At 40.7% G+C, this 13,861-nt stretch carries 11 protein-coding genes; all 11 read left to right on the forward strand.

Annotated features, from left to right (window positions below; translation table 11 throughout):
- Position 1 precedes the first annotated feature (1 nt).
- The 11 genes from walK (at position 2) to QCD85_RS10290 (ending at position 13,846) form a co-directional block, all read left to right on the forward strand.
- Positions 2-1,852 carry a cell wall metabolism sensor histidine kinase WalK gene (gene walK / locus QCD85_RS10240; RefSeq protein WP_273614277.1) on the forward strand — a complete coding sequence of 617 codons (1,851 nt, stop codon included), beginning with the start codon at positions 2-4 and terminating at the stop codon, positions 1,850-1,852.
- Positions 1,849-3,180, forward strand: a complete 1,332-nt coding sequence (locus QCD85_RS10245) for a YycH family regulatory protein (protein ID WP_301262514.1) — start codon at positions 1,849-1,851, stop codon at positions 3,178-3,180. Before walK ends, QCD85_RS10245 begins: the two co-directional genes overlap by 4 nt.
- A 66-nt stretch (positions 3,181-3,246) precedes the next feature.
- The gene (yycI, locus tag QCD85_RS10250) at positions 3,247-3,948 is read left to right on the forward strand and encodes a two-component system regulatory protein YycI (RefSeq protein WP_441005621.1); all 702 of its coding nucleotides are present in this window, start codon (positions 3,247-3,249) and stop codon (positions 3,946-3,948) included.
- A 9-nt stretch (positions 3,949-3,957) separates the two neighbouring features.
- Positions 3,958-4,764, forward strand: coding sequence for an MBL fold metallo-hydrolase (locus QCD85_RS10255; protein WP_204825770.1), 807 nt, complete (start codon positions 3,958-3,960; stop codon positions 4,762-4,764).
- Positions 4,765-4,851: 87 nt separating this feature from the next.
- A complete protein-coding gene (locus QCD85_RS10260; protein WP_301262515.1) occupies positions 4,852-6,105 on the forward strand; it encodes a S1C family serine protease in 1,254 nt (417 codons plus the stop codon).
- A gap of 50 nt (positions 6,106-6,155) precedes the next feature.
- Positions 6,156-6,323, forward strand: a complete 168-nt coding sequence (locus QCD85_RS10265; RefSeq protein ID WP_069326412.1) for a CxxH/CxxC protein — start codon at positions 6,156-6,158, stop codon at positions 6,321-6,323.
- A 402-nt stretch (positions 6,324-6,725) separates the two neighbouring features.
- The gene (locus QCD85_RS10270; protein ID WP_301262516.1) at positions 6,726-8,684 is read left to right on the forward strand and encodes an acyltransferase family protein; all 1,959 of its coding nucleotides are present in this window, start codon (positions 6,726-6,728) and stop codon (positions 8,682-8,684) included.
- A 710-nt stretch (positions 8,685-9,394) separates the two neighbouring features.
- Positions 9,395-10,828, forward strand: coding sequence for a VanZ family protein (locus tag QCD85_RS10275; RefSeq protein WP_301262517.1), 1,434 nt, complete (start codon positions 9,395-9,397; stop codon positions 10,826-10,828).
- An 85-nt stretch (positions 10,829-10,913) separates the two neighbouring features.
- On the forward strand, positions 10,914-11,393 hold the full coding sequence (gene rlmH, locus QCD85_RS10280) for a 23S rRNA (pseudouridine(1915)-N(3))-methyltransferase RlmH (protein ID WP_301262518.1): 480 nt from the start codon (positions 10,914-10,916) through the stop codon (positions 11,391-11,393).
- A gap of 248 nt (positions 11,394-11,641) precedes the next feature.
- Positions 11,642-12,748 carry a HEPN domain-containing protein gene (locus QCD85_RS10285; protein ID WP_301262519.1) on the forward strand — a complete coding sequence of 369 codons (1,107 nt, stop codon included), beginning with the start codon at positions 11,642-11,644 and terminating at the stop codon, positions 12,746-12,748.
- Between the two features lie 447 nt (positions 12,749-13,195).
- Positions 13,196-13,846 (forward strand): DUF2306 domain-containing protein, encoded by a 651-nt coding sequence (locus QCD85_RS10290; RefSeq protein WP_301262520.1) that lies wholly within the window; start codon positions 13,196-13,198, stop codon positions 13,844-13,846.
- Positions 13,847-13,861: the final 15 nt, after the last annotated feature.

Here is a 13,861-nt window from a genome sequence, read left to right on the forward strand (position 1 = left end):
CGTGAAGCGCAGATTTCCGTTGCTTCCAGGGTTCAGCCGTACGATTCAAGCACGGCTGATTATTATTTATGTACTGCTTATTTTGATTGCGATGCAGTTGATTGGCGTCTATTTTGTGAGTGCGATGAAAAACTCGTTAACTAGTAATTTTACACAGGATCTACAAGAACGTGCTGAATTGCTATCGGTACTTGCAGCAGATAAATGGTCGGGTAGTGGAGAAGCAGGTTCTAATGCGATCAATGATCTAAAGTTGATGGTTGATAATCTATACAATATGAGCGGAACAGAGATTCAAGAAATTCAGGTACTGGATATCAGTGGTCGGGTCGTTATTTCCTCCTTACAATCAGGTGCCGATCTGGAAGGTCGTCGTAATACACAAACCGTAGTTAGTCGTGCATTACAAGGAATAAGCGATAATGAAGAATATATTATTGATGAGACAGGAGAGCGCAAGCGTGTTGTTGCCAAGCCAGTAATTAGCGGTGGCAAAACAGTAGGTGCTGTCTATATTGTTGCTTCTATGAAAGAATTGTACAGCACGATGAAGCGTATCAATGGTATTTTCTTATCCGGTATTCTGATTGCGCTCGCTTTAACAGCTGTGCTTGGAGTGATTCTGGCACATACGATCACACAACCGATCAAAGAAATGACCCGCCGAGCCAAAGAAGTAGCAGAGGGGAATTTTGATCATCAGATGACCGTCTATAGCGATGATGAGATCGGTCAGCTAAGTGAAGCATTTAATTATATGACCAGTCGTCTGCGAGATGCACTTGCGCAGAATGAAGAAGAAAAAGATAAACTGGCTTCGATATTGAAAAATATGAGTGATGGCGTTGTAGCTACAGACGAACAAGGTCGCGTTATTTTACTTAATCGAGTCGCTGGAACGATGATGAATGTTAGTGAAGAAGAGATTGTAGGTAAAGAGTTAGCAGACCTTTTGCACCTGCCTGAAAATGAACGTACCAAATTGTTAAATGGCACACTTCGCCGTACAGTGCTCAAATTAGGCGAAGAATATGAAGGTAATTCTTCGATTGTACGTGTTACCTTTAGCCCGATCCATCGCCGTAAAGAAAGTATTACCGGTATTATTGCCGTATTGCAAGATGTAACAGAGCAAGAAAAGTTAGAAGGCGCTCGGCGTGAATTCGTAGCTAATGTATCGCATGAATTACGTACTCCGCTGACTACGATTAAAAGTTACACGGAAGCATTGGAAGATGGAGCGCTAGAAGAACGTGCGCTGGCAGAGCGATTTATCGGTGTAATCCAAAATGAAACGCAACGTATGATTCGGCTAGTCACTGACTTGCTTCATTTATCACGCTTAGATTCTAGCGAAGCGATGTTACGCAAGCAACGTACGGATGTGCGAGAACTGTTAGAAGATACGATTGATCGCTTTTCTGTACAAATGCAGCAAAAAGATATTCAATCTGCTACTGATCTGGATATTGATGTCGGCAGTGTATGGATAGATCGAGATCATATGGATCAAGTACTCGATAATCTAGTCTCTAATTCGTTAAAATACACACCGGATGGTGGTAAAGTGACACTGGGTGCTTATAGTACAGAAGATGGCATGGTTGCGATAACGGTTACTGATACAGGTATCGGGATTCCGAAGCAAGACTTGGATCGGATATTCGAACGCTTTTATCGAGTAGACAAAGCACGTTCTCGCAATATGGGAGGAACCGGATTAGGACTTTCTATTGCCCGGGAAATGGTGCTTGCTCATGAAGGTCATATTTCCCTTGAATCAGAGTTCGGGCAATGGACCAAAGTCACTGTTACGCTACCTTTGCATGAAGAAGGAGATGGAGTACATTGAGAGAAAATATCAAATCCATCTTACTTGTAGGCTTAATCGTCGTCAGTCTGGTACAGAGTTATTACCTGATTTACCGGATGCCTGGAGCAGATTCGGTGGCTAATTCGGAAGCTAGTTATGTGCAGACTGAAGATATGGGTCCACGGACTACGATTGAAAATACTATTTTTCCAGATCAGATGATTGTGCATCTTAAAAATAATAAACACACGGTATTCTATCCAGCATCATCAAATTACAATGCGATTTATAGCCGTCTAAAAGGTAGCAATTTTAGCCAGTTTAGACGATTATCAGTGCAAACGGTCAATTGGAATGAAATTCGTAATGATGCCGGGTTAGAAATGACATTCAGTAGCGGAATCCCTGTAAGTCTGTTGGAACGCACACTGGATATTAGCCCAGACTCATTATTTGAAGGCGATACTGTTAACCGAATCTGGATCTATAACACAACGAACAGTACCAAACCACGCGCTTTCTTTTTTAGTGCTAGTGGAGATGTAGTCTATGAAGCCACAGATATGGCATGGACGAATACAGATATTCAGCAGATGATGATAATGAGTACAGATTCGATCAATTACCTTTATCAAACAGACGGTTATTATATTCCGCAGACAGCGCTGAATATTCAATCACTGACACTCAAGCTTGAAATGTATACAACAGAACAGATGCAGCGTAATCTGTTTTTTGATCCAGGAGCAACACGTAATATTAATGAAGAAAATGGAACCGAAATTTATACCGATAGCAAGCGCAGTCTACAGGTCGATACGAAGCAAAAATGGATGACCTATACCGATCCGACAGCACCAACAACAGGAACGAACAATGTATCGGATAATGTATTATCTGCGATCGATTTTGTTAATCAACATGGTGGATGGCCGGGATCCTATATGCTGATGATGGATAATAACACAAATGATGATAAAGAGTTTATTTTCCGCCAGTATATTCAGTCGTATCCGATTGTAGATACCGACAAATTAAAATTCGGCTATATGAAACTTGTAATGGAGCATGGCACAGTATCTTCTTATGAACGTTCGATGTTGTATACCGGTACTAACAATCCGCCAATCAATGAATCGAATATTACACGAGCCAAAGTGATCTCATTACCGGGCGGCAAAGCATTACAGAACTTGATCAAAGCACAGATTCCTGCTGATCAGATGATTCGTAATATTTATCCAGCATATCGTCCTACACTTGGTAATGGAGTGATTGTGCTGAGTCCGGTATGGATGGTTAAATTGCAAGATGGCAAAAGTATTGTACTGAACTCAAGCAATACGAATACAAGCATGAAAAAATGAACATGATTTGGGAGGTCCACGATGGATTGGGGAAGAGCAAAAAGCGTACTGATCTGTGCTTTTTTATTGCTAAACGTTTTACTGGGATACCAGTTGTGGGTGGATGTACGTGATCAAGCCCAATCCAATCTGGACTTTACCTCTTTAAGCGATAACGCGCAGCAAGCGATGGAAGAGAAACATATTCAGGTCACCGCACAGATTCCAAGAGATACACCTATTTTGTCCAAAATCATTTACCAGTATAATGGGCAAGATGTTATAGAGACTCCGATTAAGCTGAAAAGCTCTGTTGATAGTCAATTGATCTTTAATGAAGACGAATTACGTAATCAATTAGCAGACGAAATTCCTGATATCGAAAATTATCGGTATGATCCGTTAGTGAGCGAAGAAAGTGTATTTATGCTTCATCCGCTTATTAATAGTGATCTTCCTCTATTTAATATGAATTTACAGTTGTATTATAGTAATCAGAAGATTACTTCGTATACAGAGCCTCAATGGACAGTAAGTGCCAATCAAGATCAACCGAAGCAAGAAATTATCTCTGCATCGAATGCTCTTGGAAGCTTAATTGAAAAAGAAATACCCGAAAGTTCGGTAATTAAAGATATAGCGCTTGGCTTTTACGGGCAGACACTGGATAGTACGCATCAGCTCGCTGTACCGGTATGGCGTATTGCTCTAGATAGTGGAGCTTTTTATTATGTACAAGCAATAAATGGAGAAGTGATTGTTCCTCCAGCGGCAGAAAATAAGGAGTAGAGTAGACACATGGGAATACAGTTTACAGTCTTATCAAGTGGATCAACAGGCAATGCGACTATTGTTCAAAATAAAGATGCAACCATCCTGATCGATGCTGGATTGAGTGCACGTCGAATCGGTGAATTATTACAAGAACGTGATCTTACCGGTGAACAGATTCATGGGATTCTGATTACACATGAACATTCTGATCATATTAAAGGATTAGGAGCTGTTGCTCGAAAATACGAATTACCGATCTATGCAAATGAAAAAACATGGGGCGCGATGGAACGTTCGATCGGCAAATTGTCACCAGAGCAAAAGCAAATTATGCAAACAGGCGATCATCTTACATTCGGTTCGATGCGAATTGAATCGTTCGGGATCTCGCATGATGCGGCAGAGCCTGTAGGTTATTTTTTTACAGATGGAGATGAAAAGTTAAGTCTGGCTACCGATCTTGGATATGTAAGCGACAAAGTCATGCAAAGTATTGCCGGTTCTGATGTATTAGTGCTTGAAGCTAATCATGATATTGAAATGCTACGGATGGGCAGATATCCATGGAATACCAAACGACGGATTCTTAGCGATATCGGTCATTTATCGAACGATGCAGCAGGCGAAGCATTAAGTGAACTACTTACACGCAAAACTAAGCGTACTTATCTTGCTCACTTGAGTCGAGATCACAATATGATGGAACTTGCCAAGCTAACAGTACGTGATGCGATGGAGAGCAGAGGCTGCTTTTATAAAGATCATGAATTTAAGCTATGTGAAACGTATTATGATCGTCCAACACCATGGGATATTATAAGCGACAAATAAATTCAGTTTCAGAAAATGGTTATTTTTGGTAAAATTGAAATCATATAATTAATCTGATTAGCATAGACAAGCAAAGGGGCGATCAGCATGAGCTTATTTGATGATGATTTCTACAACACCAAAGTATCACGGCGATCCAAACGTAAAATGTCTGTGCCATTTTCATCTTATCGAAATCGTTCCTTAGCTGGACGTTCCAGATCGTCATCTACGATCAAAGTGATAGCGATTAGCTCGATCAGTAGTGCAGTAACAGTAATAGCGATCATTAGCTTATTCGGATGGTATAGCAACAGCTCCTCTTCTTCTGTTGTCGCTAGCAGTATCGTTCCTACGACGACTCAACAAACAGACGGTAATCCATATGAACAGTTAATTCATGTGGCGAATGAAGTACGTCCGGCGATGGTAAGTATTGTGAATTATCAAGATGAGTCGTCTACATTGAATGAGTCTGCACTTGGATCAGGAGTTATTTTCCGCAAAGAGGGCAGTAAAGCTTATATCGTCACTAATAATCATGTCATTCAAGACGCAGATCAAGTTAAAACAGTGCTAAGCGATGGAACCACATTAGCGGCGACTGTTGTAGGTACAGACTTTATAAGCGATATTGCTGTGCTGTCGATTAGCAGTAAAAATATCGATACGATCGCTCAATTAGGCAACTCGGATCAGCTTCAATTAGGCGAGACTGTGATGGCTATTGGCAATCCACTAGGATTTAATGGTACGATGACATCAGGAATTATTAGCTACAACAATCGTCTGATTCCAGTATCGCTTAATCAAGACGGTACGTATGATTGGGAACAAAATGTGATTCAGACCGATGCCGCGATCAATGAAGGCAATAGTGGCGGAGCATTGGTCAATTTGAACGGACAAGTGATCGGCATCAATACGATGAAAATCTCGGATACCGGTGTCGAAGGACTGGGATTTGCAATTCCGATCAATGAAGTCATGAAGAATGTCGATCTTTTGATTAAAAATGGTAAAATTAGCCGTCCATATCTGGGCGTATATACAACAGACTTTGATAATAAAAATGCATATCGTTTGTTCGATGAACAAGAAAAAGATTACAAAAAGCCAGAGTTACCGAAAGGGGTAACCGATGGCATTATTGTCGTCGAAGCTAGTGGACCTGCCAAAGAAGCAGGAATACTTGCCGATGATATTATCGTGCAGTTAGATCAACAAAAAATCACTTCTACACTTGATTTACGCAAGTATTTGTATAATCATAAGAAGGTCGGTGATTCGCTTGAGATCACCTATTATCGGGATGGCGTGAAGAAGGATATTACTCTTCAACTTCTGTCCAAGCCTGATTGATCTACTTGCCGATATAGATATTGAACCAGTAAAGGAGCTTGACCCTATTGATGTATGTCGTATGTAAAGAACACATTGAAAAAGCATTGGAAGAATTCGTAGATGAATTGGAAGAAGCACCGGATGTTGTCGATCTAAAAGAGACCGAATTTTCGGACTGGGACCCGCCTGCAAAATGTAGTTATTGCGAACAACATGCTGAATTTTTGGTGGTCTAACCAGAGCAGGTAACAAGATCGCAACTATTATACAGTGACTTAGGTATTCATGAAATGGCGTTGTATAGAGAGAAATAAAGTGAATGTAATCATGAATTTATAACTAACAGGCATTCTAACCAGCACGTACAGATCATGAACGGATCAAAAGGGGGAGGAACCGTAAGCGCGGTTCCTTATTTCCTTTGGTCTGAACAGAGTGTATGTGCTTTTTATATGAGGCATAACATTTTATATTTTGACGTTACTGTCATTATTTTTTAACTTTGCTGAGATTCTCTGAATAGCGTACTTCTATATAATAAAAGAATAGAAAATGGGTAAATAAATGAGGAACATGTACAGAAAGGGTAGAAGAAATGAATAACATCTGGGCACTTTTACATAAGGGGCGGTTACGTCATGTCTAAACCGCTTCAACAGCACCGTTACATGTCAGGACTGGATGGGTTACGTGCTTTTGCTGTCATGGCAGTAGTATTGTATCACCTTAATATAGATTGGGCGCCCGGTGGATTGCTGGGTGTCGGTATATTTTTTGTATTATCCGGTTATCTCATCACAGATATTCTTGCAGGGCAATGGGAACGTCATCATCGATTCGATCTAGTCGACTTCTGGATTAGACGCGCAAGACGCTTATTACCTGCTATGTTCGCAATGATCATCTTGGTCGTATTATGGTGTCTGGTCGTAGATCATTCACGTCTGCCAGCACTGATGGGAGATGTACCTGCGGCATTATTTTATGTCAGCAACTGGTGGTTTATTTTCCATAAAGTATCGTACTTTGAAAGCTTCGGCCCGGCTTCACCACTCGGTCATCTGTGGTCGCTGGCTGTCGAAGAACAATTCTATCTAATCTGGCCATTGCTACTTGCATTAGGGCTGAAATTCCTACCGAAACGTGTTAATCTAGCAGGTTGGATTCTGAGTCTAGCTGCAATCTCAGCACTGTTAATGGCTGTATTATATGAACCGGGTAGCGATCCCAGTCGTGTCTACTATGGAACAGATACACGTATCTTTGCACTATTGATCGGAGCAGCGCTTGCGATTGTATGGCCAAGTGCCAAGCTCAAAGCTCGCGTCTCTTCTCAAGCACGCACTGTATTGGATGTTGTTGGTGTCGTGACGTTATTCGTACTGGGCTGGATGATCTGGCATACAAATGAATATCAGCCATTTCTATATCGTGGTGGAATGGTGCTGATCGCCATCATCACAGCACTGCTGATTGCCACATTGGCTCATCCAGCAAGTCGCCTTGCGATTGTGCTCGGTTGCAAGCCTTTACGCTGGTTAGGCAAAAGATCTTATGGACTGTATCTGTGGCATTTCCCGGTGATCACACTCTCGACTTCACAGATCAGTACAACAGAACCTTCGATTATCAAAAGTATTGTACAAGTAGCAGTCAGTCTAGCCCTTGCAGAGTTATCGTGGCGATATATAGAACAACCGATTCGATACAACGGCTTCCGCAGTATTCGTCTCAAATATCGGTTACAGCATATGGGATCTAGAGTCTGGTTGCATGGAGCTGTCATTTTGGTCGTATTCGTACTGGCTTCAACAGCAATCAGTCATCTTATCTCTAATAATGAAGATACAGCTATCGCACAACATGCAGCGCAACCTTCAGCAACGGTGATCACACCTGCGCCTAAAAATGTATCTTCTCATTCAGCAACAACGGATCATACCAATCCAGAATCATCCGCTACAGGAGATTCAACCGATCCGTCCAAAGAAAGTTCAACAGCAACTACAGAAGATTCACCAGAAAGTAAGCAACCAACAACAGAAACTAGTAAAACAGGTACTGAAGAAAAAAAATCAAATTCTACGCATAAAGAACCGGTTAAAACGACAGAAGTCGATACCATTTCTGGCAAAGGCATCAGCGCAATCGGCGATTCTGTTATGTTAGATGTCGCTCCTTATTTGAGCGAAGCGATGCCAGGCATTGTGATCGATGGCAAAATTGGCAGACAGTTAACCGAAGCATCTGGAGTCGTCCAACAGCTTTCACGTAACGGACAACTGGGTCACAAAGTGATCTTAGAACTTGGAACGAATGGATCATTTACCAAAGAGCAATTAGACGATCTGCTCGCTGATCTGAAAAGCGATAGTGTGAAGAAAATTATTGTAGTGAATACACGTGTTCCTCGCCCATGGGAAAGTGTAGTCAATCAGGCACTCAGTGATGCCGCCGCAGAAGATTCACGCATTACGATTATTGACTGGTATTCCGCCAGTGCTGGACAAGATTCATATTTTGCTCCAGACGGTGTCCATTTGAATCCATCGGGTGCGCGTGCATATGCTGCATTGGTCGTCAAAGCATTAAAATAGTGAAATGGAACAAAAAGGAAATAAATCCATTATTATTTTAAAAAGGTATTCACAACCTATTACTAAATGCCGATAAAAGAAAAGATGGCTTCATAAGTGCTCCCTGCATGCCGACTGAGATACAGTTAGCGTGCGGGGAGTTTTCAATTTATCGGAGTATTCAGATGAGTAGAATAATCAGCCTATACATATAAGTAGCAAAAGGATATCTAAAGGAAAACGTTATGCATATACAAATGATTAATGATTATAAGTATTGTTTCTTGTATTAGAAAGTTTTAAGTACGACATTTTGTATAGAGCTCAAATGCCCAATGAAGATGATTAATAGTACAACCTTAACTAAAATAAATTAAATTTACTAATATCAGAAACATGAATCTATTTTTACGGATTGAAATCTTCGCTTTGTATCATCAACAGACTATACAGCTCTGAAATGTTCGAAATTAGAAGCCTTATTCCTTGCGGAATAGGCTTTTTTTATTTTGGATATGAATTGAAGTTACTCTAGATGATTTACTTACGTGTATACTTCATTTTTCAAAATAAAGACTACCAGCTACCGTACTGGATCGCTAGCTGTGATCACGGTAGTACGGAAGCATCTAGTCATTTTTTTGTACACGTTGTTACAAAATACGAGTAAGCAGTGTCTTCCTTGTGGCAAAACGTATTATTCATACAGCCAAAATGAAGGGAGTACACACATGGATATTCAAGGGATACTTGGCGCGCTGTTACCACTTCTACCAAAGGTAATCATTATAGCGTTAGTGCTTTTAGGCGTTACCTTCTTTTTTTATGTTCTATATCGAAAAAGAGGTGGCAAGAGAAAGTTCTCAGTCACACAGTTTACCGCGGGTTATTTGCTCATTATGTGGTTTGGCTTGGTTATGATGTTAACTACATTCAGCAGAGGGGAAAACTTTGAGGGGTGGGTGAATTTTCGACTGTTTAGCGGCTATCTGAGTGCGTGGAATCAATGGTCTCTAAGCGAGCTTCAACTCATTATTTTTAATATGATGATGTTTATGCCACTTGGATTTTTACTGCCACTGCTGAGCATTCGAACGCGGCGTTTTACTCCTGTGCTAGTGATTTCTCTAATCGTAACTATTGGTATTGAGCTGACTCAGGTGCTTAGCAAAAGGGGTATTTTTGAGTTAGACGATATTTTTCACAACACACTAGGCAGTATAGCAGGCTACTTGATCATGCAGGCTATTCTAAACAGTGTGAATCAGCGAAAGCTAGACTTCAAATCGACAGGGCTTGCGCTGTGCATTCCCATAGCGTTTGTTCTATTGTTTACCGGTGCGTTAGCTGTCTATCAGGCAAAAGAGTTGGGTAATCTCTCAATTCGACCAGCAATCAAGCAGAATATGGATGGGGTCGAAGTTAATATAGCTACCAAGCTTCCAGAGAAGGCGGAGCCAGTTTCACTCTATGTTAATCATAGGATTTATAATCTGGAGTATGGCAAGCATATAACTGCGCTTATTCAACCATCTTTCCATCTTCAGCAGAAGCAAGGAAAACGAGTGGATGGAATGAATCGAATATGGTCATTTACCGATAGTAACGGCAACTCGTATACGTTCAACTATAACGTGCAAGATGGTGTATGGCAGCTGTATAATGCGAGTGGTGAAGAGGTTAAGCTTAGTAAGGAAGAACTAACAACGCAAAGAGAGTTCTACGAAAAATGGATGCTAGACAATGATATGTTGCCTGCTGATACCGTATTTAGCATACAGAACGAGGATACGCTGAGATGGGATATCCAAAAATCAGTGGATGCTGTTGCAAAGGACGAAAAGGATTTTGCCGACGGCATGATTATGATTATACCTTCTGCTGATGATCAGCAGGCGCCTCGTGATTTATTTGATGCGATGAATAAGAATGAGTATGTACGTAAAGTAGACGTAATAAGTCCAGCACAAGCATATACGTACATCCTTCAAGGGGATTTCTATATGTATAATCATCTGAAGAAAGGCGACGTGCTAACCGTTGAGAAATATGAGCTTGCATATAACTATGATTCGAAAGGATATTACCAACCGGTGTATCGCTTCACTGGAAATGTGAACAAAGAACAGTGGGAAACGCTTGTACCCGCAATGTCTATTTCTTAAGGGGATGCTTGCCCAGGGCTAGATAGTGTACACTTAACAGTAAACAGGCTCACGATCAGCCAAAGGATAGTCAAAGGAGAACGTCATGCATATACAGATTATTGGGGTCGGCAAATTAAAAGAAAAATATCTAGTACAAGGAATCGCCGAATATAGCAAAAGATTAACGCCGTATATCAAATTCCAGACAATTGAAGTGAACGATGAGAAAGCACCGGATACGTTAAGCGATGCAGAAGTACGGATCGTCAAAGACAAGGAAGGCGAACGGATACTGTCTCAGATCAAGCCAGATGCACATGTGATTGCGTTGACATTAGACGGGAAGCTATGGAGTTCGGAAGATCTAGCAAGTGAACTCGATCGGTTAGGGACGTATGGTAGCAGTCATGTGGTGTTTTTGATCGGTGGGAGTCATGGGCTTGGGGACGAAGTCTTGAAGCGAGCGCAACAGAAGTTATGCTTTGGACGTATGACCCTACCGCATCAGTTGATGAGATTGGTGCTCGTGGAGCAGGTGTATCGGGCAGTGAAGATTAATCGTGGGGAGCCGTATCATAAGTGATGGCAACGTGATCTCTTACTTTTTTACAGTATGAGATTATATGTATATTCTCTTAAACAAGTAAATCTACAAGTGTAGATTGGTTAGGTCTTTCTGAAACTTCTTATGAATCTGCTGAATTGCCATCAGAATCTCTCAGGTTTATTTTTTCATTAGAATATAGATTTTCAACTCCTCTCGTAATACTTATGCTTTTGAACGACTAGGAAAGAAGAATATAATATAAAAAATTGAAACGAGGGTCTATAATGGAGCATTGTTTAGTAGTAGCAGCTACAAGATCTAGTTTTAGCTTTAAAGAAAACGCGAATTACAAATTTGTTATTGGTGATATTAAAGTAGGATTTAAAAAAATATCAGATGAAAGAGATCAAGCTTTTACAGGACTAAAGTATGGCTGGATAATCCAACTTGAATTGAATGCAGATGGTATGGAGTCTGCTATTACACTAGCTAACAATTTTATAGATTTCTTTTTATCTACTATTAGTCTAGAATCAGGCTTAGAAACTCATGAGAAAAAGCTTTTAATCGTTCTGGATACAAGCAATGAAGTAAAAGAGAGGGGGTTTAGACAATTTTTTTATGATCAATCTTTTTCACGGGGCGACACTATAGAAGTTTCGGAATTTACTGAACATGTAGGAGCAATTTGGCTACGGTATGAAGGAAAAGATAGAGACCGATTTCTGCGTGCACTACATTGGTTTAGAAAAGGTTTAAACGAAGGAGACGTTCTAGATCAGTTCCTAGCTTTTTGGCAAGGAGTCGAAACGCTAAATCCACTTTTGATTGAACACTTTGGTTGTGAGAAAACTGGCTATGAGCAGATTGAAAAAACATGCTGTGTTACTGGTAACGTATTTTACGAGATGAGAACAACAAAGCAAGGTATGGAAGAATTAGTGAGACACATTGGTTTAGAAGAAAAGGCGTGGAAACAGATAAGTAAAGCTAGAAACGGAATTTCTCATGGTTTTAAGTCATTAAAAGATGTTCAAGCCGAATGTGAAGACTTGATGCCAAAGATTGCAGAGCTTTTGTATAAAGGCATCTTGCTCTTACTGAATAGAAGTGAGAAGGACACCACTTTAAAAAACCTTTCTTATATTTCACCCTTGAAGCTTGGAGAAGTTCACTTTATAGACGTGATAATAAAGGAAGAAGATGTTGGAAAATTGTTAAGTGACTATTATCCCTACTTTCAAATGAGTATGGAATTAGCACCTCAAGAAGATGGCTACATTTCAGAGACAAAATTTTCTACAAAACTAGAAAGTGAATATGTTTTGCTCAGCCTAAGTGCATCGGGGCGAGGGCTTCGTATGGAGTACTTGTCAGAAGATGAAGGGTAGAATAGAGCAATTAGGCAGAGACCAGTCTCTGCTTTTTCCCGTTGCTGAAACACTCAACGAGGGGAACCATATCATAAATAGGGCGAACTTTTGAGGATTGCAACAAAGATAGCGACTGCAAAACATGTTAAAATTATTATTCTTACTACAAAAAGCCCGCCAATTAGAGATATCACAAGGCGGCGCTAGAAGCAGTTGAAGTGAAACGCATACGTAAACTTATTTCCAATTTCCGCGGGCATTGAGCCTAGCGGATTTTTCTTTATTAAGCAGTGAAATCTGTTGAATTAGGCAAGGACTCCGACAGAAAAGGCAAAGACCTCAGTATTCAATCCCCTATACTTAGAGTAAATATCCTACCGATAGGAAAGAAGCTTTTTGAAAATGCATGAATTAGTTGGAGCGACAGGCTTAATTAGCATACAACAACAGAGGAGGGGCATTCATATGGGAAATAAAATAATTAGGGGACTTGTGTTCATTCTAGCAATTTCGATTGCCGGATACGCTATTGTGCAGTATGGCTTTCTTAACGCTAGTAATGCTGGACTTGTCTCGTTCAAATTGCAAAAACCGAATTTTGAACTCCAACCATGGATCTATGTGTTATACACCCATATTTTCACCGCGATATTCGCTTTGATTATAGGACCCTTTCAACTATTTATAAAGCCAACTAATGGCAGGAAACGTTGGCATCGCCTATTGGGGTATGGATATGTTCTTTCGATTACAGTGAGTGGGATCGTGAATGTGTATTTATCTATTTTTGCGACAGGAGGTTGGATTTCCTCGCTTGGGTTCATGTCGCTCGATGTACTGTGGGTTACGACTACGTTTATGGCAACGAGAAAAATTCTGTTCAAAGACATCCAAGCTCATAAAGTATGGATGCTTCGTAGTTATGCGCTTACGTTTTCGGCGGTCACGCTTCGCATCTTGTTAGCACCGCTGATTTTTCTGCTTGGCGATTTCGAGGCGGCGTTTCGGGCTGTCGCCTGGCTTTGTTGGATTCCTAATCTGATCGTCATAGAGGTCGTGATTTCCAGAATGAGGTTACGGCGACAACAAGGATTTACAACTGCTACGCCAAAATAATCCGTAAAACTGCGC

This window comes from Paenibacillus sp. PsM32 (genome assembly GCF_030433815.1).
GTDB classification, from domain to species: Bacteria; Bacillota; Bacilli; order Paenibacillales; family Paenibacillaceae; genus Saccharibacillus; species Saccharibacillus kyungheensis.

Bases quoted from the DNA above. Each gene is read 5' to 3' on its own strand.
- QCD85_RS10255 (WP_204825770.1), top strand. From the start codon at position 3,958: ATGGGAATACAGTTTACAGTCTTATCAAGTGGATCAACAGGCAATGCG.
- QCD85_RS10260 (WP_301262515.1), top strand. From the start codon at position 4,852: ATGAGCTTATTTGATGATGATTTCTACAACACCAAAGTATCACGGCGA.
- QCD85_RS10265 (WP_069326412.1), top strand. From the start codon at position 6,156: ATGTATGTCGTATGTAAAGAACACATTGAAAAAGCATTGGAAGAATTC.
- QCD85_RS10270 (WP_301262516.1), top strand. From the start codon at position 6,726: ATGTCTAAACCGCTTCAACAGCACCGTTACATGTCAGGACTGGATGGG.
- QCD85_RS10275 (WP_301262517.1), top strand. From the start codon at position 9,395: ATGGATATTCAAGGGATACTTGGCGCGCTGTTACCACTTCTACCAAAG.
- rlmH (WP_301262518.1), top strand. From the start codon at position 10,914: ATGCATATACAGATTATTGGGGTCGGCAAATTAAAAGAAAAATATCTA.
- QCD85_RS10285 (WP_301262519.1), top strand. From the start codon at position 11,642: ATGGAGCATTGTTTAGTAGTAGCAGCTACAAGATCTAGTTTTAGCTTT.
- QCD85_RS10290 (WP_301262520.1), top strand. From the start codon at position 13,196: ATGGGAAATAAAATAATTAGGGGACTTGTGTTCATTCTAGCAATTTCG.